Annotated in this window: 16 protein-coding genes and 1 tRNA gene; 4 read left to right on the top strand and 13 right to left on the bottom strand. The window is 70.5% G+C overall.

The features are described from left to right. The 7 genes from STRCI_RS20930 to STRCI_RS20960 all read right to left on the bottom strand — a co-directional run bounded on the left by STRCI_RS20930 (position 1) and on the right by STRCI_RS20960 (position 9,413). Positions 1 to 1,056, bottom strand: coding sequence for a restriction endonuclease (locus tag STRCI_RS20930; RefSeq protein ID WP_269660478.1), 1,056 nt, complete (start codon positions 1,054 to 1,056; stop codon positions 1 to 3). Positions 1,057 to 1,227: 171 nt separating this feature from the next. Continuing rightward, entirely contained in the window at positions 1,228 to 3,234 is a 2,007-nt protein-coding gene (pknB, locus tag STRCI_RS20935) for a Stk1 family PASTA domain-containing Ser/Thr kinase (RefSeq protein WP_269660479.1), read from the bottom strand. A 171-nt stretch (positions 3,235 to 3,405) separates the two neighbouring features. Continuing rightward, positions 3,406 to 4,881, bottom strand: a complete 1,476-nt coding sequence (locus tag STRCI_RS20940; RefSeq protein WP_269660480.1) for a peptidoglycan D,D-transpeptidase FtsI family protein — start codon at positions 4,879 to 4,881, stop codon at positions 3,406 to 3,408. Further along, positions 4,878 to 6,320, bottom strand: a complete 1,443-nt coding sequence (locus tag STRCI_RS20945) for an FtsW/RodA/SpoVE family cell cycle protein (RefSeq protein ID WP_269660481.1) — start codon at positions 6,318 to 6,320, stop codon at positions 4,878 to 4,880. Before STRCI_RS20945 ends, STRCI_RS20940 begins: the two co-directional genes overlap by 4 nt. Positions 6,321 to 6,347: 27 nt before the next feature. After that, the gene (locus STRCI_RS20950) at positions 6,348 to 7,925 is read right to left on the bottom strand and encodes a Stp1/IreP family PP2C-type Ser/Thr phosphatase (RefSeq protein WP_269664603.1); all 1,578 of its coding nucleotides are present in this window, start codon (positions 7,923 to 7,925) and stop codon (positions 6,348 to 6,350) included. Between the two features lie 98 nt (positions 7,926 to 8,023). Continuing rightward, the gene (locus STRCI_RS20955; protein ID WP_269660482.1) at positions 8,024 to 8,539 is read right to left on the bottom strand and encodes an FHA domain-containing protein FhaB/FipA; all 516 of its coding nucleotides are present in this window, start codon (positions 8,537 to 8,539) and stop codon (positions 8,024 to 8,026) included. A gap of 10 nt (positions 8,540 to 8,549) precedes the next feature. After that, positions 8,550 to 9,413 carry an FhaA domain-containing protein gene (locus tag STRCI_RS20960; RefSeq protein WP_269660483.1) on the bottom strand — a complete coding sequence of 288 codons (864 nt, stop codon included), beginning with the start codon at positions 9,411 to 9,413 and terminating at the stop codon, positions 8,550 to 8,552. A gap of 452 nt (positions 9,414 to 9,865) precedes the next feature. Here STRCI_RS20960 and STRCI_RS20965 point away from each other — a divergent pair. Next, positions 9,866 to 9,949: transfer RNA gene (locus STRCI_RS20965), tRNA-Leu, on the top strand. Between the two features lie 54 nt (positions 9,950 to 10,003). On the opposite strand, the gene STRCI_RS20970 is transcribed toward STRCI_RS20965, so the two are convergent. From STRCI_RS20970 to STRCI_RS20990, 5 genes are all read right to left on the bottom strand, one after another. Further along, positions 10,004 to 11,644 carry a HAMP domain-containing sensor histidine kinase gene (locus STRCI_RS20970; protein ID WP_269660484.1) on the bottom strand — a complete coding sequence of 547 codons (1,641 nt, stop codon included), beginning with the start codon at positions 11,642 to 11,644 and terminating at the stop codon, positions 10,004 to 10,006. After that, positions 11,641 to 12,327: a response regulator transcription factor gene (locus STRCI_RS20975; protein ID WP_269660485.1), complete on the bottom strand. Its 687-nt coding sequence runs from the start codon at positions 12,325 to 12,327 to the stop codon at positions 11,641 to 11,643. Before STRCI_RS20975 ends, STRCI_RS20970 begins: the two co-directional genes overlap by 4 nt. A gap of 49 nt (positions 12,328 to 12,376) precedes the next feature. Beyond that, complete coding sequence (locus tag STRCI_RS20980; RefSeq protein WP_269660486.1) at positions 12,377 to 13,738, bottom strand: streptophobe family protein; 1,362 nt, start codon at positions 13,736 to 13,738, stop codon at positions 12,377 to 12,379. 208 nt (positions 13,739 to 13,946) lie between these two features. Continuing rightward, a complete protein-coding gene (locus tag STRCI_RS20985) occupies positions 13,947 to 15,170 on the bottom strand; it encodes a beta-ketoacyl-[acyl-carrier-protein] synthase family protein (protein ID WP_269660487.1) in 1,224 nt (407 codons plus the stop codon). Between the two features lie 330 nt (positions 15,171 to 15,500). Further along, entirely contained in the window at positions 15,501 to 16,478 is a 978-nt protein-coding gene (locus STRCI_RS20990; RefSeq protein ID WP_269660488.1) for an NAD-dependent epimerase/dehydratase family protein, read from the bottom strand. A gap of 150 nt (positions 16,479 to 16,628) precedes the next feature. Here STRCI_RS20990 and STRCI_RS20995 point away from each other — a divergent pair, with 150 nt between their 5' ends. Next, the gene (locus STRCI_RS20995) at positions 16,629 to 17,393 is read left to right on the top strand and encodes an SDR family NAD(P)-dependent oxidoreductase (RefSeq protein WP_269660489.1); all 765 of its coding nucleotides are present in this window, start codon (positions 16,629 to 16,631) and stop codon (positions 17,391 to 17,393) included. 536 nt (positions 17,394 to 17,929) lie between these two features. Here the strand turns inward: STRCI_RS20995 and STRCI_RS21000 are convergent. Beyond that, positions 17,930 to 18,931: a ScbA/BarX family gamma-butyrolactone biosynthesis protein gene (locus STRCI_RS21000; RefSeq protein WP_269660490.1), complete on the bottom strand. Its 1,002-nt coding sequence runs from the start codon at positions 18,929 to 18,931 to the stop codon at positions 17,930 to 17,932. 159 nt (positions 18,932 to 19,090) lie between these two features. On the opposite strand from STRCI_RS21000, the gene STRCI_RS21005 reads away from it, so the two are divergent. Both STRCI_RS21005 and STRCI_RS21010 read left to right on the top strand, forming a co-directional pair. Next, the gene (locus STRCI_RS21005; protein WP_269660491.1) at positions 19,091 to 19,756 is read left to right on the top strand and encodes a ScbR family autoregulator-binding transcription factor; all 666 of its coding nucleotides are present in this window, start codon (positions 19,091 to 19,093) and stop codon (positions 19,754 to 19,756) included. 48 nt (positions 19,757 to 19,804) lie between these two features. Then, the gene (locus STRCI_RS21010; RefSeq protein ID WP_269660492.1) at positions 19,805 to 20,155 is read left to right on the top strand and encodes a LysR family transcriptional regulator; all 351 of its coding nucleotides are present in this window, start codon (positions 19,805 to 19,807) and stop codon (positions 20,153 to 20,155) included. The last annotated feature ends 255 nt before the right edge of the window (positions 20,156 to 20,410 follow it).

Raw genomic sequence — 20,410 nt, forward strand, 5'->3', positions numbered from 1 at the left:
TCACGGCTGCCTCAGGACCTTGAGCGGCTCTCCGGCGCTCCACTCCTCCAGCCGGCCACGATGTACGGCGGTGATGCCGCTCTCGGCGGCGATGTTCAGGGCGTCGCGGGTGAAGGGGCAGGTTGCCACGAACAGGGCCACGTCGGACCGGTGGAGGACCTTGGCCGCACCGGCGAACTTCTGGACTTCGGGGCTGGTGATGGAGAGGTGGGGTGCGAACCTCTTGCATTGGACGACGAGGAGTCGTCCATCGGGGGTGCGCGCGGTGATGTCGACACCTCGGTCCCTGGCGCGGCCTTTGACCAGGACGTCGGTGCAGCCGTCGCGCCTGAGCAGCGTGGCGACGTGTTCCTCGAATTCCCGTCCGTTCATGGCGTCCATGGCGGTCATGACTCCGGCCAGGGGGCGGCCCTCTTGTGGGCTCTCCAGCCTCTGGAGTCGAGCGTGGTGCTGCTGGAGTCGCTTTTCGATGCGCTGGATGCCGGTGCGGAGAGTGGTCAGCTCCCTGCGGTGTTCGCCCGACGTTTCGATGAGGGCGTTGAACATGGGGACGACGGTCTTGCCGAGGATGTGGGTGATGCGTTGGTCGATTCGGTCGTCGAGGGAGAGGGTGTCCGGCTGGGCAGGGTTTTCCACAGGCTGTGTGCGGGCGAGGTACTCCATGTCCAGCAAGTACGTACGCACCTGGCGGGCGACATCGCTGTCGCGCAGGAGCATGGCGACGTTGAGGACGGCGCGGCGAGAGTAGAGGGTGAGGCTGGACCGAGGCTGTGGATGACCGCTGGGAAAGCGTGACAAGACGTCACGCTTAAATTCTGCGAGGTCACGGCCTTGGAGCGTCACCATGCCGTTGCATGACAGCTCCTCGCGATGCCGTGCCTTGAGCTGGCGGATCGCGTCGACGGTGACCCCGAAGTACGTCGCCACCATCGCCGTTGTCACATGCATTCCGTCCGGTAGCAGTGACAGTGCCTTCACCTTGTCGAGTACGTCCGTGCGGTCGAGCACGCTGTCGCGCAGGGCCGGTGATTCCAGGAGGGCCTGTTCGTTGATCATGTTCTGCCCGTTCTGTCGTGTCGTGGCCGTATGGCCAGGGCAGAGCTGTGAGTCCCCACCCCACCCGATCAACGAGTAGTCACATATGAAGACACGACGGAAGTTCGCGCGGGCGTGCGAAGGCCCCGGTTCCCTGGGGGGAGCCGGGGCCTTCGTATGGGCCTGTTCGGGTCAGTCCTCCGTGCGGAAGCTCACGCCGTTCACGCCGCCGAAGATTCCGCCGTTGCCGTTGCCGCCGTTGTCTCCGCCGCCGTCCTCCACGGCGATCATGTCCACGGTCTGACCCTTGTTGACCGTGGTGCCCGGGGTCGGGTTGGAGCTGAAGACGGTGGCCTCGTCGTTCTGGGAGCCCTGGATGTTGCCGGGGGTCAGGCCCGCCTGCTCCAGCATCTTCTTGGCGTCCTTGAGCTTCTGGCCCACGATCTGGGGGACCTGGACCTGCTCGTTCGCCGCCTGCTTGCCGACCTGGATGTTGACCTTGGAACCGGGGTCGGCGGACTGGCCCGCAGACGGGGTCGTCGTGATGACCTTGCCGACCTGGTTCGGGTCCTGGGTCTCGACCTCGGTGCACTCGCCCACCAGGTCGCTGGCCGTCATCTGGGCCTTCGCCGCGTCGCAGGTCTGGCCAAGGACGTCGGGGACCGTCGTCTTCTCCTCGGCCTTGGCGACGGTGAGGGTGATGGTGGAGCCCTTCTCGACCTCTTCGCCGAGTTCGGGGTCCTGTGCCGTGACGGTGCCCTCGGGCTCCGACGACACCTCCTCCTTCTTCTTGACGACGAAGGCGTACTTGTCGCCCTCCAGCGTCGCCTTGGCGTCCTCGAAGTCGTCCCCGAGCACACTCGGCACCGCCACCTTCGGCGCCCCGGTCGACACCACGATCTCGATCGTGGAGTTCTTGTCGACCGTGGTGCCCGGAGTCGGCGTCTGCGAGCAGATCTTGCCCTTGGTCTGGTCCTCGCAGGGCTTTTGGGTCTGCTCCAGTTCGAGCTCGGCGTTCTTGGCCAGTTTCTCGGCCTCCGGCACGGTCAGGCCGATCAGCGCGGGCGCCTTCGTGGAGGTGTTCCCCACGCCGTCCCCGCCGAAGATCCACTTGCCGATCAGAATCGCGCCGACGAGTACCAGGACGGCCGCTACCACGAGCAGGATCGTCGAGGTGTTCGACTTCTTCTGGCGGCGGCGGTCCGGGCGGTCGTCGTAGCCGAAGCTCCCGTCGTCCGGGTTCATCGGCGGGAGCATCGACGTCGCGCCGGCGTCCGTGGAGCGCAGCGCGGTCGTCGGCTGGTCGTCGGGGTAGCCGCCGTAGCCGACCGAGCCCATCGCCGCCGTGGCCGCGACGGGCTGGCCGTCGAGGCAGGCCTCGATGTCGACCCGCATCTCGTCCGCGGACTGGTAGCGGTAGTTCGGGTCCTTGACCAGTGCCTTCAGGACGATGGCGTCCATCTCGGGCGTGATCTCGGGGTCGAAGACCGACGGGGGCTGGGCCTCTTCACGGACGTGCTGGTACGCCACCGCCACCGGGGAGTCGCCCACGAAGGGCGGCCGTACCGTCAGCAGCTCGTAGAGCAGACAGCCGGTCGAGTACAGGTCGGACCGTGCGTCCACCTGCTCGCCCTTGGCCTGCTCCGGGGAGAGGTACTGGGCGGTGCCGATGACCGCGGAGGTCTGCGTCATCGTCATCCCGGAGTCGCCCATGGCGCGGGCGATGCCGAAGTCCATGACCTTGACCTGGCCGTTGCGCGTCAGCATGACGTTGGCCGGCTTGATGTCACGGTGGACGATGCCGTTGCGGTGCGAGTACTCCAGCGCCTGGAGGATGCCGATGGTCATCTCCATCGCGCGCTCCGGCAGCAGCTTGCGGCCGCTGTGCAGAAGCTCACGCAGGGTGGAACCGTCGACGTACTCCATGACGATGTACGGGATCGACACGTTGTCGATGTAGTCCTCGCCCGTGTCGTAGACCGCCACGATCGCGGGGTGGTTGAGCGAGGCGGCCGACTGGGCCTCCCGGCGGAAGCGGGCCTGGAAGGACGGGTCGCGCGCGAGATCCGCGCGCAGCGTCTTCACCGCCACGGTGCGGCCGAGGCGCGTGTCATGCGCGAGGTAGACCTCCGCCATGCCACCACGGCCGAGCACCTGGCCCAGCTCGTACCGGCCGCCGAGGCGACGCGGCTCTTCCATAAGCTACCTACCAGCCCTCTCCGTCGGTCCCGATCCGTACGCTCGTACGGTTCGGAGGCTGCCGTCCGGGCCTACCGTACCCGGCTCGCTTTGTGTGACCTGGCCAAGCCCGTCACCCGATACAGGACCGGTATCACAACGTGCACCGATGTGAAGGCGGCGTGAGCGGGGTCACTTCTTGCTGTCGATGACTGCCTTCATCACGTCCCTTGCGATCGGACCGGCGAGACCGCCACCGGAGATGTCGTCTCGGTTGGCGGCGCCGTCCTCGACGACCACCGCGACGGCCACCGGCGAGCTGCCGTCGGCGACCTTGGCGTAGGAGATGAACCAGGCGTACGGCTTCTCGCTGTTGTTGAGGCCGTGCTGGGCGGTACCGGTCTTGCCGCCGACGGTGGCGCCGTCGATCTTCGCGCTGGAGCCGGTGCCCTGCGGTTCGTTGACCACCGCCTCCATCATCTGCTGGAGCTTTTGCGCGGTGTCGGGGGAGACCGCCTCGGACAGTTCCTCGGGGTCGGTGGTCGCGAGGGCGTCGAGGTCGGGGGTGGTCAGCTGGTCCACCATGTACGGCTTCATCAGCTTGCCGTCGTTGGCGATGGCGGCGGCGACCATGGCCATCTGGAGCGGGGTGGCCCGGTTGGAGGCCTGGCCGATGCCGTCCATGGCGTTCTGCGGGGGGTTGTCCTCGGGGTAGATGCTCTCCGCGGCGCGCACCGGGGTGTCCAGCTCGGCGTTGTTGAAGCCGAACTTCTCGGCCTGCTCGATCATCTTCTCGTTGCCGACGTTGTCGGCCATCTTCGCGAAGACGGTGTTGCAGGACACCATGAGCGCGTACTTCAGGGTGGCGTTCTCGCACTCGCCGTGCTGGTTGGTCAGCGGGTCACCGGTGGTCTGCGGCAGCTGGTACGGGTCCGGCGTCTTGGTGGCGTCGTCGATGCCGGAGACCTCGCCGTTCTCCAGGGCCGCGGCCGCGGTGACCACCTTGAAGGTGGAGCCGGGCGGGTAGACCTCGCGCAGCGCCCGGTTCAGCATCGGGTCGTCGGGGTTGTTCGCCTTCTGGACCGCGCTCCAGGCCTTGGCGTCCTTGTCGGAGGTCCCGGCGAACTTCGAGGGGTCGTACGAGGGTGTGGAGACCAGTGCGAGGATCTTGCCGGTGGCCGGGTCGATCGCGGCGACGGCGCCCTTCTTGTCGCCCAGGCCCTCGTACGCGGCCTTCTGCGCGGCGGCGTTGAGGGTGGTGACGACGCTGCCGCCGGCCTTCTCCTTGCCGGTGAACATGTCGAGGGTGTTGCGGAAGAACAGCCGGTCGTCGTTGCCGGTGAGGATGCCGTCCTCCAGCTTCTCCAGCTGGTTGGCGCCGAAGGCCTGCGAGGAGTAGCCAGTGACCGGCGCCCACATGGGCCCGTTCGTCCAGGTCCGCTTGAACTTGTAGTCGCCGCTCTCCGACTCCGCGGAGCCGGTGATGGCTTTGCCGTCGACGATGATGTTGCCGCGCGGGGTCGAGTAGCGCTCGATGTTGACGCGGCGGTTCTCGTCGTCGTCGGCCAGGTCGTCGGCCTTGACGTACTGGAGGTAGTTGTTGCGGACGAGCAGGGCGAGGATCAGGAGTCCGCAGAAGATGGCGATCCGGCGCAGGGGCTTGTTCATGACGGGCGGACCACCTGGGTCATCTCGGCGTCGGGGTTCGGGGCGGGGGCCGGCGCCGGGCGGCGCGCGGTGTCGCTGATGCGCAGCAGGATGCCGATCAGGGCCCAGTTGGCGATGACGGACGAGCCGCCGTAGGCCACGAAGGGCAGCGTCATACCGGTCAGCGGGATGAGGCCCATGACGCCGCCGGCGACGACGAAGACCTGGAGGGCGAAGGCACCGGACAGGCCGACCGCCAGCAGCTTGCCGAACGGGTCGCGGGCGGCCAGCGAGGTGCGGATGCCGCGCTCGATGATCAGGCCGTAGAGCAGCAGGATGGCCATGACGCCGGCCAGGCCGAGCTCCTCGCCGAAGGTGGCGAGGATGAAGTCGGAGTTGGCGGCGAAGCCGATGAGGTCGGAGTTGCCCTGGCCGAGGCCGGTGCCGAGGGTGCCGCCGGAGCCGAAGGCCCACAGGGCCTGCATGGCCTGCTCGGAGTGGACGACGCCGTCCTGGACGCCCTCGCGGCTGAGCGTGAACTCGCGCATCGGGTCGAGCCAGGCCTGCACTCGGGTCTGGATGTGGGGTTCGAAGCTCGCCACACCGACGGCGCCGACTGCGGACATCAGCAGACCGAAGACGATCCAGCTGGTCCGCTCGGTGGCGACGTACAGCATGATGACGAACATCCCGAAGAACAGCAGGGAGGTACCGAGGTCGGTCTCGAAGATCAGGATGAGGATCGACATCACCCAGACCACGAGGATCGGCCCGAGGTCGCGGCCGCGCGGCAGGTACAGGCCCATGAAGCGGCGGCTGGCCAGGGCCAGGGCGTCTCTCTTGACCATGAGATAGCCGGCGAAGAACACCGCCAGGGCGATCTTCGCGAACTCGCCGGGCTGGAGCGTGCCGAGGCCGGGGATCTTGATCCAGATCTTGGCACCGTAGGTGGGGGCGGCGAGGCCGGGCACCAGCGGCAGGAGCAGCAGCAGCATCGCGCCGGCCATGGAGATGTACGTGTAGCGCTGCAGGACGCGGTGGTCCTTGAGGAAGATCAGTACGACCGCGAGCAGGGCGACGCCCATCGCCGAGTACAGCAGCTGGCGCGGTGCGGCCTCGGCGTAGTTGCTGAGCCGCTTGGACTGGTCCAGGCGCCAGATGGCGACCAGGCCCAGGCCGTTCAGCAGGGTGGCGATCGGCAGCAGCAGCGGGTCCGCGTAGGGGGCGAACTTCCGTACGGCGAGATGGCCGACGCCCGCGAGCAGGCCGAGCCCCAGGCCGTAGCCGAGCAGACCGGCCGGCACCTCGTCGTTGATCGCGAGGCCCACGTTGGCGTAGGCGAAGACCGGGATGACGACGGCGAACACCAGCAGCGCGAGCTCGGTGTTGCGTCGGCTCGGCGCTCCGATGGAGCCGATCGTGGACGTGTGGTGCGTCGAGGTGTTGGAAGTACTGCTCATCGTGTGACGGGGCCTCTCACGGCTTGCCTACTGCGTACCGCACTTCGAGACGACCTTCTGCTCTTCCTCCGAGAGTGTGGGGCCGGGAGTGGGAGTGGCGGTGGTGGACGGGGACGGGGAGGTCGACGGGGAGCCCGACGGCTTCTCCGACGCGTTGGGTGTCGGTGACGCCTTGGACGTGAGGGAGGTCCGTGTGGTTCCCGTGGTGCCTCCGGCCTCGCCCTCGCCGGTCTTGGAGTTCTGTTCGCTCTCGGCGGCCTGCCGCTCGGCCTGCTTCTTGCACGCGGACGCCTGCAGGGCCAGTTCGTCGATCTTCGCCTGGGCGGACTTCAGCCCGCCCTCGGCGATGGTCGCCTCGACCAGCTCCTGCTGGTACGGCGGGAGGTACTTGAGTTCGATCTCGGGGTGGTCCTTCTCCACCTCCGACAGCGAGACCCAGGCCAGGTCCTGGCTGATGCCGCGGTACAGGGCGACGTGCTCGCCGTTGGTGCCGACGTAGTACTGGGTCTGCGTCCACTTCCAGCCGCCGTACAGGCCGCCGCCGATGACGGCCAGCGCGAGGGCGGAGTAGAAGGATCTCTTCAGCCACTTGCGCTTGCGGGGCTTGACGAGGTCGTCGTCGGAGTAGGGGCCGAAGCCGGAGGTGTCGATGTAGCCGGTGACGTCGCCGGAGCCGGGCGGGCCGAACTCGCCGCCCCCGCCGCCCTGTCCGGGCACCTGGCGGCCGAGCCCGGAGGCGCGTCCCGCCGGGGTCTGCATGATGCCGTTGTCGTGCAGCTGGAGCTGGTTCTCGGCGACGGCGCCCACGATGACGGGCTGGTCGGAGATCTGCCCGGCCAGGGTGTCGCCGGTGTCCAGGTCGAGGACGTCCGCGACGATCACGGTGATGTTGTCGGGGCCGCCGCCGCGCAGCGCGAGCTGGATCAGGTCCTGGACGGTGTCCTGCGGGCCCTGGTAGCTGGCGAGGGTGTCCTCCAGGGTCTGGTGGGACACCACGCCGGACAGGCCGTCGGAGCAGATCAGGTACCGGTCGCCGGCGCGGACCTCACGGATCGACAGGTCGGGCTCGACGTGGTCGCCGCTGCCCAGTGCGCGCATCAGGAGGGACCGCTGCGGGTGCGTGGTCGCCTCTTCCTCGGTGATCCGGCCCTCGTCGACCAGGCGCTGCACCCAGGTGTGGTCCTGGGTGATCTGGGTCAGCACGCCGTCGCGCAGCAGATAGGCGCGCGAGTCGCCGACGTGCACCAGGCCGAGGCGCTGGCCGGTCCACAGCAGGGCGGTGAGCGTGGTGCCCATGCCCTCCAGCTGGGGGTCGTCCTCGACCATCGAGCGCAACTGGTCGTTGGCGCGCTGCACGGCCGTGCCGAGCGAGGTGAGGATGTCCGAGCCCGGGATGTCGTCGTCGAGGGCGACGATCGTGGAGATCGCCTCCGACGAGGCGACCTCGCCCGCGGCCGCGCCGCCCATGCCGTCGGCGATGGCGAGCAGCCGGGGTCCGGCGTAACCGGAGTCCTCGTTGCCCTCCCGGATCATGCCTTTGTGCGATCCGGCGGCGAAGCGCAGTGACAGACTCATGCGCACCTCGCCCGTCGGCTCCGGGTACATCCGCACGGTGCCCACCCTCCGGTCGGGAGCGCGCCGGGGCCCGTGGTGAGGGCCGCCGCTGCGTGCTCGCTCCGCTCGCGCTCATTCATGATGTAGCACTACTTCCGCAGCTCGATGACGGTCTTGCCGATACGGATCGGCGCGCCCAGCGGAATCGGTGTGGGGGTCGTCAGCCGCGTTCGGTCGAGGTACGTGCCGTTGGTGGAACCCAGGTCCTCGACGATCCACTGGCCGTCGCGGTCCGGGTAGATCCTGGCATGCCGGCTGGAGGCGTAGTCGTCGTCCAGCACGATCGTGCTGTCGTGCGCCCGGCCCAGTGTGATGGTCTGGCCCTGGAGCGCGACCGTGGTGCCGGTGAGGATTCCCTCGGAGACCACGAGCTTGGTGGGGGCGTTACGGCGCTGGCGGCCGCCCCCTGCCGCTTGCTGGCGCTGCTGTGGGGGCGCGCTCTGCCGGGCCGCCTGCTGCGGCCGGTTCGCTTCCCGGCGCGCTCCGCGCTGGGTGACGCGCGTACCGAACAGGTCGCTGCGGATGACCTGCACGGCCACGATCACGAACAGCCACAGGACGGCCAGGAAACCCAGCCGCATGACCGTGAGGGTCAGCTCTGACATTGCCCCCGCTTCACCCTTCGGCTTGCCTATAGATAACGGTGGTGCTGCCCACGACGATCCGCGAGCCGTCGCGGAGCGTAGCGCGGGTGGTGTGCTGCCCGTCCACCACGATGCCGTTGGTGGACCCGAGATCCTGGATCGTCGAGGGCGTTCCGGTCCGGATCTCACAGTGCCGGCGCGAGACGCCGGGGTCGTCGATCCGCACGTCGGCCTCGGTGCTGCGACCCAGCACGAGTGTCGCGCGGGAGATCTGATGGCGGGTGCCGTTGATCTCGATCCAGTAGCGGGTGCGGCCGCCGGCCGCGGGTGCCGTGGGGCGCTGGCCGCCCGCGGGCTGCGGGTAGCCGTAGCCGCCGGGGCGGGCGCCGCCGGGGGGCGGCGCGCTCGGCATGGGCGGGGCTCCGGCGGGCGCGGGCGGGGCGGCGGGCGGGTAGCCGTAGCCACCGGGCCGTCCGGCCGCCGCGGGGGCCTGGGGGCCGCCGCCGCCCTGCTGGTCGGTGGAGCCGGCCAGGGTGCGGCTGCGCACGCGGTACAGGCCGGTGTCGAGGTCCTCGGCCTTCTCCAGGTGGACCTTGATGGCGCCCATGAAGCTGTAGCGCTGCTGCTTGGCGTAGTCGCGGACCATGCCGGCGAGCTCGTCGCCGAGCTGGCCGGAGTAGGGGCTCAGGCGCTCGAAGTCGGGCGTGCTGAGCTCCACGATGAAGTCATTGGGGACGACCGTGCGGTCGCGGTTCCAGATGGTCGCGTTGTTGTCGCACTCGCGCTGGAGTGCGCCGGCGATCTCCACGGGCTGGACCTCGGACTTGAACACCTTGGCGAAGGTGCCGTTGACCAGACCTTCGAGACGCTGCTCGAACTTCTTCAGGACTCCCATGGGGCACCTCCTCCGTAGCTGCTGCCGCTGTCTCTAACCTCGTACTGCTTACTGATCGTATCCACGCGCCGGTAAATCGGCTGGTTCCCCCTGTCGGCCCAGTCGACGGATGTCGACGCCTGACGAAGTTCCCTGTGGTGCCGCCCTTCGAACGCTTCTCGGAGGTCCTCCTGCCAAGGATCGTAGAGGCGGCCGCAGACCAGTGTCCCGCACCTGACTGTGGACCTGGACCGGCTCGTGCGGAGACGGGCCGGACCGGTACGAGGTTGATACGTGAACAGATACGCCCTGATACGTGGGAACGACCGCCCGGTTGCGGGGCCGCCGGCTGCGGCCCAGGTGGGCGGCTGCCCGGCGATAAGGGATGTGAATCCACCCCGTCCAGCGTGCTAATGTTCTGGATGTCGGAAGGCGCCACACCGCAAGGAACGGGGCCCGAGGACACACCCAATGCGCGGGTGGCGGAATAGGCAGACGCGCTGGATTCAGGTTCCAGTGCCCGCAAGGGCGTGGGGGTTCAACTCCCCCCTCGCGCACAGCGAGACTCGGGTCTCTGCAGGTGACGGAAGTCACCGGCAGGGGCCCGTTTCTCATTGGTCCGGTCCTTGTGAGTCATCGCACAGCTGAGTCATCACACCGCCTGGTCGGAGGCCGTGAGGTATCTCACGGCAGGGGTGGCGATCGGGTGAGACAGCGCTTTCAGCGGGATGCGGTGCTTTCGGCAGCAGGACCCGGAAGGTCGCGCCCCGGCCCGGCGCCGAGTCCACCTGGACGCGGCCCCCGTGGGCGGTCACCAGGGAGTCCACGATGGACAGGCCCAGGCCCGCGCCGCCGGTGGCCCGGTTGCGGGAGGCGTCGGCGCGGTAGAAGCGCTCGAAGATACGGCCGCACTGCTCCGCGGTGAGCCCCGGGCCCTCGTCGGCGACCTCCAGGACCGCGTGGCCGCCGACCGTGCCGACGCCGATCCGGACGGGGCTGCCGGGCGGGGTGTGGGCGACCGCGTTGCCGACCAGATTGCTGACCACCTGACGCAGCCGGGCCTCGTCGGCGAGCGCCGGGGCGGAGGCGGGCGGGCCGTCGCCGCAGGGGCCGGTGAGGGTGACGGCACGGGCCGGGTCCAGGGCGCGTACGTCGTGCAGGGCGTCGGCGGCCAGGGTGCGCAGGTCCGTGGGGGCCAGGTCCAGGCCGGTGGGCCCGGGGTGGCCCGGGGGCGTCGTGGTCAGGGCGTGGTGGTCCAGACGGGCCAGCTGGAGCATGCTCTCGACCAGCCGGGTCAGCCGCTCGGACTCCCGGGCGATCCGGGCCATCGTGGCGTCCACGTCCTCCCGGTCGGGGAGGGCGCCCATCCGGTGCAGGTCGGTCAGGCCCTTGATGCCGGCGAGGGGCGTGCGCAGCTCGTGGCCGGCGTCGGCGACGAAGCGGCTCATCCGGGCCTCCGACTCCGCGCGGGCGGCGAAGGCGGACTCCAGCTGGCCGAGCATGCCGTTCAGGGCCGTGGACAGGCGGCCCAACTCGGTGTGCGGGGCGGCCAGTTCGGGGACCCTGCGGGACAGGTCGCCGCCCGCTATCTCCGCGGCCGTCCGCTCGACGCGGGACAGCGGGCGCAGCCCCGAGCGGACGGCGAACCAGCAGGCCACGGCGAGGACGGCGAGCAGAGCGAGGCCGGTGCTGCGGTACGTCCGCCACATGCGGCCCACCGTGGCGTCCACCTGGTCCATCGAGGTCGCGACGACCACGCTCCCGGAGACCTCGGTGCCCCGCAGCCCCACCCTGGGCACCGCGACGACCCGCCAGCGCTCCTCGCCCCAGGTGCTCCCGACGGTGAACGGGCGGCCCCCGTGCGCGGTGACCGCGGCCGAGTCCAGCGGGGCGAGCGCGGGGCCGCGCGCGTCCTCGGTCCGGTTCGTGCCGCCGAGGGAGTCGATGCTGCTCTCGACGGTGCCGTCGGCCGAGACGTAGGTGATGACGGGGTTGCCGAGGACGTCGGTGCTGAAGTCGCGCAGGCCCTCCGTTGGTCTGCGCTCGGCGCCGGTCCGCGCCACCTGCGGCGGCAGCACCGCGAACACCTGGGCCGCGGCCCGGAGCTGGGAGTCGACCCGGTCCTCCAGATAGGCGCGCAGGGAGTTGCCGGTGACCAGGGCGAACGCGGTGAACCCGGTCGTCAGCAGGGCGACGGCGAGCACCAGCACCCGGCCGCGCAGCGACGCCCGCGTCCACGGGGCGCGCGTCACGGCTTCGGTCCGCGCAGGACGTAGCCCACTCCGTGCACGGTGTGGATGAGCTTGGGCCCGCCGTTGTCGATCTTGCGGCGGAGGTAGCTGATGTAGGTGTCGACGATGCCGGTGTCTCCGTTGAAGTCGTACTTCCAGACCTGGGCGAGGATCTGCGGTTTGGAGACCGTGCGGCCGGGGTTGCTCATCAGGTAGTGCAGGAGCCGGAATTCGGTGGGTGACAGGCGCAGGGGCTCGCCGGCGCGGGTCGCCTGGACGCCGTCGGGGTCGAGTTCCAGGTCGGCGACGCGCAGCAGGGCGGTGGGGTCGCCGCTGGTGCGGCGCAGTACGGCGTGGATACGGGCGATCAGTTCCTGGAGGTCGAACGGCTTGGTGACGTAGTCGTCGCCGCCGAGGACCAGGCCCTCGATCTTGTCCTGGGTGGCGTCCCGGGCGGTGAGGAAGACGACCGGGATGTGACCGGTGGCCGGGCGGTGCCGTTCGCGCAGGAGGCGGATCACCTCGAAGCCGTCCAGGTCGGGGAGCATCACATCGAGGAGGACGAGGTCGGGGCGGGTCTCGTGGGCCCGGTCCAGGGCCTCCTGGCCGGTGGCGGCCGCGGTGACGGTGAAACCGGAGTGGCGCAGGGCCGCGCACAGCAGTTCGCGGACGGTGGGCTCGTCGTCTACGACCAGAAGATTCACGCCGGGCAGGCTATGCGGCGAGTCCGTCGTCCCGGCGTAAAGCCCCAGGTCAGCGGGGTCCACGGAGCGCCGCCAGGGTACTGCCCGCGGCTCCGGCGGCGGCGCCCGCGAGCAGCCCGAGCAGCACCGGGCCCAGGACGTCGCCGCTCAACTCCGCCTGCACACCGCCCATCGGGCTGCCGAACACGCTGACGCCGAACTCGCCGGACGCCCCGGACAGCCAGGCCCCCGCTCCGAGGACGACGGCGGTGACCACGGCGAACCGCCCGGCCGTGCCCAGGTGTCCGGGGTTCGTGGTGCGGGCCGTCCGGTAGGCGCAGGCGAGCAGGACGAACAGGAGCAGGGTGAGGGCGGCGAGCCACAGCGGGCAGCCGCCCAGGGACAGGGAGGCCAAGTGCTCCGTACGGTCCGGGCGTTCGGTCTGGGCCCGGCCGCCGAGGAGTCCGGCCAGGCCGCCGCCCTCGCCGCGCTCCCGGTGCACCGCGGCCGTCCAGGAGGAGCCGAGGCCCAGGGTGAGCAGGACCGCGAGGGCGTTCGGGGAGAGGAGCAGGGTGGCGCCCGCGGCTGTCGAGGCCCGGCCGCCGACCACTGCCCCGACAAAGACGAAGGCCAGGGGTACGGCCGACAGGATCAGGAGGGTGCGAGTCAGCGTAGAGAGGGTTCGGCCCCAGGTGCTGCGCAGTCCGTCCAGTGTTCCGCCGAGCGGGATCCGTACGGCACGGCTGATCAGGCAGCCCGCCCCGATCACCACCGCGACCCAGACGACGGCGCCGAAAGCCGTGGTGACCGGGCCGACTTGGTAGGTCAGTTGCGTCGTACCGTTGCCGCCCATGAGGTCGCGGAGGGGGCCGTTTCCGCTTTCGTTCGCGCGTATTTCGCTCATTGCCGACTCGGGGAGAGTCGCCGTGCCCTTGGCGAGGGCCGCCAGGGTCATCAGGGTGAGCAGCGCGGTTGCCGCCGCTCCGGCCGTGCGTACGGCCAACTCGCCTGCGGTGAAGCGGCGTTGCTGGGGCTTGCGGAGGCGGTGGGAGAAGGTGAGCCACAGGACGACGGCGCCGACCAGCGTCACGCCGAGGGGGACGGCTGCGGCCGAGCCGGTCAGCTGCGGGCCCATCCCACCTCCGCCGCCGAGCAGTTCGGCCAGGCCGCCGCCGGAGCCCGTGGCGGGGGCGGACGCCGTGCCGACCGTGCCGCCCACGGCCATGGTGGTCAGGGCCGCCGTCAGCGGCCAGGGCGAACCGACGGACCCGGCGTCCAGCAGGGTCAGCGCGAGAGCGGACACGGCGGCCATCGCGGCCACCGAGCACAGTGCGGCCACCGCCCCTTCCAGGGCGTTCTCCCACGGCCCGATCAACCGCAGCGGTGCGGTGCGGGGTTGGTCCTTGGTGCGGGCACGGGTGGTGGTGGCCATCGGGAACACTCCGCATCGCTCGCGGGAAAGGTGCGGCGCCGGACGGGGGATTCCGGCGCCGCACGTCTGGGGACCCGCTCACACTGGCGGTCGCGGGTCCGACGTTCCCGGGAGGTTCTGGGAGGTTCCTGTGGGCCTGGGGGAGAACGGGCAGGTCAGCGCGTTCCCGCGGGCTGACCGCCGGTGCCGTTCTCAGGAAGTTCCCAGATCAGGAGGCGCGCTTGAGCACCAGGCTGACGTTGTGCCCGCCGAAGCCGAAGGAGTTGGCGAGTGCCGCGTCCCAGGAGCCGGTGCGGTTCTCGCCGCGCACCACGTCCAGGCGGACCTCGGGGTCCTGCTCGTCGAGGTTGCGGACCGCCGGGACGACCCCGTGGTGCAGCGAGAGCAGCGTGGACATGGCGCCGAACGCGCCCGAGGCGCCCAGCATGTGGCCGGTCATGGACTTGGTGGCGGTGACCGCCGTGCCCTCGCCGACGACCTTCGCCAGCGCCTCGGCCTCCGCGATGTCCCCGCTCGGGGTGGAGGTCGCGTGCGCGTGGACGTGCCCGAGGTCCCGGGCCTCGACGCCCGCGTCCGCCAGCGCCGTGCGCATCGCCTGCGCCTGGCCCTCCGCGTCGGAGGAGGTGATGTGGTGCGCGCTGGAGTGCACGGCGGCGCCCGCGACCGCGCCGTAGACGCGCGCCCCGCGGGCCCGGGCGAACTCCGCGCGCTCCAGGACGAGCAGGGTGGCGCCCTCGGCCATCACGAACCCGGAGCGGGCCGCGTCGAAGGGGCGGGAGACCGCGGCCGGGTCGCCGTCCCGCACGGACAGGGCCTTCATCTGCGCGAACGCGCCGATCATGAAGGGATGCAGGGCGGCCTCGGTGCCGCCCGCGACCACCACGTCGGCGCGGCCAAGACGGATCAGGTCCAGACCCAGCGCGATCGACTCGGCGCCGGAAGCACAGGCGCTCACACAGGCGCGGGCGCCGGCCCGCGCGCCGAGTTCCATGGAGACCCACGCCGCCGGGCCGTTGGGCATCAGCATCGGCACCGCGAACGGCGACAGGCGCCGCATCCCGGAGCCCTCGTAGAGGTCGTCCTGGCCGAGCGTGCTGAGGACGCCGCCGATGCCGGTGCCGACGACGACGGCGAGCCGCTCCGGCTCCACCCGCGGCACCCCGGCGTCCTCCCAGGCCTGGCGAGCGGCGACCACGGCCAGTTGCTCGCCCCGGTCCAGCTTGCGGGCCTGCGCCCGGCCGATCGCCGCGGTCAGGTCGGCCTCGACGGTGCCGGCGATGCGCACCGGCAGCTCCTCGGGCCAGTCGGGGCCGAGGTCGCGGATGCCGGAACGCCCGGCCAGCAGGCCGTCCCAGGACTCGGCGGCGGTCGCGCCCAGCGGGGTCAGCGCACCGACACCCGTCACCAGTACGTCATCACCGTGCGGGGCCATCTCATGTCTCCTCGGATGCGGCGGGGCTGGGGCCTGTCGTCTGGGGCCTGTCGTCGATACGTCCCCTCACCATCGCCCGGCCGTCGGCCGGACGCGCCCGCGGGACGCGAACGGGCAAGAGATCCTGCGTGAACGTGGCACCGGGTTCCGGCCGGTCAAACCGGCGTTCCGGCAACCCCGTCGTCGTGCGCGGATGTGCCACAGCGTGTGCGCGACCCGGCGAAAAGATCGCGTAAAGGCCGCCTAGCGTGGCACCGGTGCAGCGGCACCCCACCGGGCCGGGGACAGTCCGGTGGGGTTCGCGGCCGTCTGCGCCGACCGAGCCGGTCGTCACCTCGTGGGGAACAACTCGCCGTCCGTACGGCGGGACAGGAGCGACCGGTACCAGGTGGCACCGACGGCGAAGTCACGGGCGAAGCCGTCCGTGGGCGCCATGTCGAGCAACTGCCACAGACGGGAGCTGTCGTACCAGTGGTCCACCGCCAGCAACGACAGACGCCGCCGGACCAAGGCGTCCCGGTCGGCGCCGGTCAGGGCGGCCGCCCGGTCGAAGGACACCTCGCCCTCGGGCAGGGGGATCCGCAGCTCCCGGCAGACCGTACCGATCAGGTCCCGCACCAGGACCGGCTCCGGCCGGGCCGCGTGCAGGACCGCACCACGCGGCAGTTCGGGCCGCAGGGCCAGCGCGGCCACGACCCGGGCCAGATCGTGCACACCGATGACGGACGTGCGGGCACGTCCGCCGTCGATCCAACGGGGGAAGGCGGTGAGGAAGTCCACCAGGGCAGGGACCACCCAGACGTCTCCGGGGCCGTGGACGAGATGCGGGCGCAGGACCAGACCGCCGGCCGCGAGCACCCGCTCCTCTCCGGCCAGCCTGCTGACGCTCGTCGGCGAGGACGGGCCGAGCACCGGCTCGCCCTCCCTGGCCCCGGTGTGCGGCTCGTCCCGGTACACGGCGGTCGTTCCCAACTGGACGATCCGCTCGACCCCCGCGCGAGCGGCCTCCGCCAACAGGGCGTTCGTCCCCGTGTCGTTGACGGCAGCGCAGTCCGCCGGACTGCCCCCGATCAGCGAGGCCAGATGGAGCACGGTGTCCACGCCATCGCAGACCCCGCGCAGCGAGCGCGGGTCGCGGAGCGAGCCGTGGCGCACCTCCACCCGGCCGGTGTCGTCGGGTGCGGGCGGGCGGTTGTGGACCAGGAGGCGGACGTGGGCGGTGCCGGGGTCGGCGGTCAGCAGGCCGGTGACGTGGGAGCCCACGAAGCCGGTCCCGCCGGTGATGAGTATCCGTCGCGTCGGTGCCATGTGGATTTCATTCCGATCTCGTCTCGGGAATAGGCGGAACGGAGGGGGGAGGAAAAGCGGCGAACAGGAATCCGAGTGGGGGGACGGAAATTCGAGCCAGAATCGAGTACGGCACGAATCAGGGACTTATAAAACGGGTAATGTGAGGCCATGCGGTACGGCGGACTTCTTCAGGGAAAGCACGCGTTCATCACGGGTGCCAGCAGTGGGATCGGGGCGGCTGCGGCCCGGGTCTACTGCCGGGAGGGCGCCGCGGTCACCCTGGCGGCCCGCCGTGAGGAACGGCTCGCGGCGCTGGTCGACGAGCTGCGCGGGCAGGGCTTCCAGGCCCAGTACGTGGTGGTCGACGTAGCGAGGAACGAGCAGGTAGCGGAGGGGGTGGCCCAGGCCGTGGAGAGGTTCGGGAGTCTGGACGTGGCGTTCAACAACGCCGGCGTCGCGGCCGCGGGCACGCCCATGCACACGATGAGCGATGAGGTCTACGACACCGTCATGGACACCAATGTCCGCGGAATGTGGAACTGTCTTCGCCATGAAATCGCGGCCATGCTGGAACACGGCGGCGCCATTGTGAACACCAGCAGTACGGCGGGGCTTGTGGCGACCCCGGTGGCCGCTCCCTATATTGCCGCCAAGCACGCCGTCATCGGATTGACGAAGGCGGTCGCGGCGGAATATGCGGCGCGCGGAATTCGGGTCAATGTGATTCTTCCCGGGGCGACCCACAGCGACATGACGGACGCGTGGATGGCGCAGGTCCCCGGTGTCGCGGAGGAACTGGTGCGGGCGGCGCTGCTGCCGCGGATCGCGGTGCCGGAGGAGATCGCCGAGGCGGCGGCCTGGCTGAGCAGCGACCGGGCCTCGTTCGTGGTCGGCGCGACGGTGCCGGTGGACGGCGGGTGGACGGTGCGGTGAGCGGTGCGGTGAGCGGGGCAGGGCGGGCGGAGCGGGAGGCGGAGGGGCCGCGGGCGCGGGTCGTCCGGCGCGGTCTCCGTCGGTGCGGGTCATGGGACGAGCTCCTGAGCTGAGGCGGAACGCGGTGCGTGCCCGGCGTGCGCCGGGGTGCCGCCCGCCCGGGCCGCCGCGCACACACGGCGGTTCACGGGTTCGGGCGGGTGAACGGAAGCGGGTCCCGACCGGCGGGACCGAAGCGGGCGATGGATCGAGGCAGAAGGGCGGTGCGGGCGGATGGGCGGATGCCGGCGAGGTCACGCCGAGGAGGACCCGGTGCGTGAGGGCCGCGTACAGGACCACACATGCCGGGGTACGGATGTGCGGATCGGACGGCGTGAGCGCCTGGCTGTCGGTCGCGGAGCGTCGCGAGGGCGCTGCCCGGAGGCGCGCCGTGCGGCCGGTGGGGATCCGGCGGGGTGCGGGCGAGGGGGCAGGCTGTGCGCGTACTAGATCCCACGGTCCGGTCGGGGCCGGGAGTGGGATCGGGCCTCAACGGGCTAGCGCGCGCAGGGCAGTTCCTCGAAGCGGACCTCGAAGGCCTGCTCGCCGTCCTGGTGCCCCGTGACGGACAGCACGTATCCGCGTCCGGCCTCTTCCTTGAGGTCGGCCCGGATGGTGCAGGGCGAGTCGAACTCGACGTACCGGGAGCAGGAGACCACGCAGGACGCGGGCCGGAAGGGGCGCGGTCCGAAGACCGTGTGCGCGGCCTGCTGCGCGGCGTCGAGGAGAACCATCGCCGGCATATGGTCGTTTGGGTGGTCGAACATCAGCTCGTTCGACACATCGGCCCGCAGCAGCCACTGTCCGGGGACGTCCCCGGGGGCCAGCGTCACATCGCAGGCGTGGGTCCGGCCGACGGAGTGCGCCGGCACGGGTGCGGGCAGCGGCGCGGTGAGCGCGGCGGCCCAGGCGGTGTCGGTACGGCCGCGGCGCAGCCGGCGGTAGACCTCGGAGGTCATGACCGCGCACTCGCCGCCGCCGGTGCCGATGATCTCGCCGTCCACCCGGAGGACAACCCTGGCCTCCAGGGACGACGGAACACCGCGGCGGTGCTTGAGATCGTGGATGGAGACGTCCAGGTCGAGCCGGGCGGGCGCGTCGGGTGCGAGCAGCCGGGCCGGGTCGACGCGGTGGTGTGCCGTCGAGACCAGGAACTGGTGGCCGAGCGGGACGCCCAGTCCGTCGTGGGCGACCAGGATCACGGCCTGGCGGATGGACTCGATGACCAGTGAGGGCAGGAAGTTGCCCCCCGCGTCGGTGAAACGGCGGTGGTCGGCGGGCCATTGGGTGGAGACGGTGTAGTGACGCTCGTCGAACTGGGTGATGCCGGTGGGCAGTACGTCCTTCCGGTGCGTGCGGTGTACGAGCCTGGTGTCGATCGTCGCCGCGGGCGGCAGGATGTGCGGCCTGACCGGTGCGACCGGCCGGACCGGAAACGCCGTCTTCCTTATCCCCCCGTGGCGGCGTCGGCCCCTGTGAATACCAATGTTGGTGGTCATTGCTCTTCCTTCTGGAACGAGAAGGTGCATGACGGGTGACTGGTTCCAACCCCGCCGGTAAGATACGCGCATGCGGGTATGTTTTTCAATGAGAGCGAGTGGTTCCGCATACGACCCCGCTCGCACTCATCATCAACAACGACGAAGAAAGGGGGCCCAGTGGCACAGCAGGATCGAGCCATCAGGACACGTCAGGCGATTCTGGAAGCGGCCGGTGAGGTCTTCGCGGAGTGCGGCTACGCCGCCACGAGGATCTCGGACGTCTACCAGCGGTGCGGTGTGACCAAGGGCGCCTTCTACTTCCACTTCACCTCCAAGGCGGAACTGGCCCAGGCGGTGCTGGACGAGCAGGTGGCGGACCAGATCCGGTACTTCGCCCCGCCGCAGGAACAGGGCGCGCCGAAGATCCAGGAGTGGGTGGACGTGACGCTGCTCGTGGCGCACCGGCTCACCTTCGACCGGATGCTCCAGGGCAGCATCCGGCTCGCGGTGGACCAGGGGCACGACGTCATCGACCGCAAGGTGCCCTACCAGGCCTGGATCGAGGTGAGCAGCCGGCTGCTGGGGGAGGCCCAGGAGCAGGGCGAGCTGGTGCCGGGCATCGATGTCACGACCGTGTCCGAGGCGGCGGTGGGTGCCTTCACCGGCGTGCAGCTGCTGTCGGAGATCATGACGAACCGGGCGGACGTGGAGGAGCGGATCGCCGTTCTCTACGACCTGATGGCCCGGTCACTGGCCCGGCCCGAGGTGTACGCCCGGCTCGACATCACCGCGGAGCGCGGCAAGGCCCTGTCGCGCGGGGCCGCGTTGCACACCTCCGTCTGAGGCGGTTTTCCGTGCGGCCCGCCAGGGCCCGCCTGAAGGGAGCGGCACGTGCAGATCCAGCAGCTACGCGCATTTCGTGAGGTGGCGGCCGAGTCGAGCGTGACCCGGGCGGCGCGCAACCTCAACTACGCGCAGTCCACGGTGACGGCGCAGATCCAGAACCTGGAGGAATCGGTGGGAGCGGCGCTCTTCGACCGCAGTCACCGCCGGCTGACGCTGACCGAGGCGGGGGCACGGCTGCTGCCGTACGCCCAGCTCATCATCGACGCGGCGGAGGCGGGGCGCAGGGCCGTCGCCGCCGAGCCCCTGCCGGTGTGCGCGGTCGGGCACCGGCGCCCGCGGACCCGGCGTCCCGGTGTGCGCGAACCTGTCAGGAGCGGTGCGCGGCACGGCGGTTGAGCCCTTCGGCGGTGTTCGGAATTGATCATTCATGGGGTTTCCGCTGAGTGAGGAGTGGCCGGAAGAAATCGTTGGGCAGCTTTTTCTTGAGCTGTGCAGATCGCACGCCCCCGGAATATGAAATTCCGGGGGCGTTGCCCGTTCGCGCGTGTTTCGGCAAAGGGCGGTGCGCGGTGCGGCAACCACGGCGGCGGAGGCGTTCGTAGAGTCGGCGTATCGCGGTGAGTCCGGGGCCGTAGGCGGGCCGGATGCCGC

The organism is Streptomyces cinnabarinus (genome assembly GCF_027270315.1).
GTDB lineage: Bacteria > Actinomycetota > Actinomycetes > Streptomycetales > Streptomycetaceae > Streptomyces > Streptomyces cinnabarinus.

Bases quoted from the DNA above. Each gene is read 5' to 3' on its own strand.
- STRCI_RS20930 (WP_269660478.1), bottom strand. From the start codon at position 1,056: ATGATCAACGAACAGGCCCTCCTGGAATCACCGGCCCTGCGCGACAGC.
- pknB (WP_269660479.1), bottom strand. From the start codon at position 3,234: ATGGAAGAGCCGCGTCGCCTCGGCGGCCGGTACGAGCTGGGCCAGGTG.
- STRCI_RS20940 (WP_269660480.1), bottom strand. From the start codon at position 4,881: ATGAACAAGCCCCTGCGCCGGATCGCCATCTTCTGCGGACTCCTGATC.
- STRCI_RS20945 (WP_269660481.1), bottom strand. From the start codon at position 6,320: ATGAGCAGTACTTCCAACACCTCGACGCACCACACGTCCACGATCGGC.
- STRCI_RS20950 (WP_269664603.1), bottom strand. From the start codon at position 7,925: ATGTACCCGGAGCCGACGGGCGAGGTGCGCATGAGTCTGTCACTGCGC.
- STRCI_RS20955 (WP_269660482.1), bottom strand. From the start codon at position 8,539: ATGTCAGAGCTGACCCTCACGGTCATGCGGCTGGGTTTCCTGGCCGTC.
- STRCI_RS20960 (WP_269660483.1), bottom strand. From the start codon at position 9,413: ATGGGAGTCCTGAAGAAGTTCGAGCAGCGTCTCGAAGGTCTGGTCAAC.
- STRCI_RS20980 (WP_269660486.1), bottom strand. From the start codon at position 13,738: ATGGCCACCACCACCCGTGCCCGCACCAAGGACCAACCCCGCACCGCA.
- STRCI_RS20985 (WP_269660487.1), bottom strand. From the start codon at position 15,170: ATGGCCCCGCACGGTGATGACGTACTGGTGACGGGTGTCGGTGCGCTG.
- STRCI_RS20990 (WP_269660488.1), bottom strand. From the start codon at position 16,478: ATGGCACCGACGCGACGGATACTCATCACCGGCGGGACCGGCTTCGTG.
- STRCI_RS20995 (WP_269660489.1), top strand. From the start codon at position 16,629: ATGCGGTACGGCGGACTTCTTCAGGGAAAGCACGCGTTCATCACGGGT.
- STRCI_RS21000 (WP_269660490.1), bottom strand. From the start codon at position 18,931: ATGACCACCAACATTGGTATTCACAGGGGCCGACGCCGCCACGGGGGG.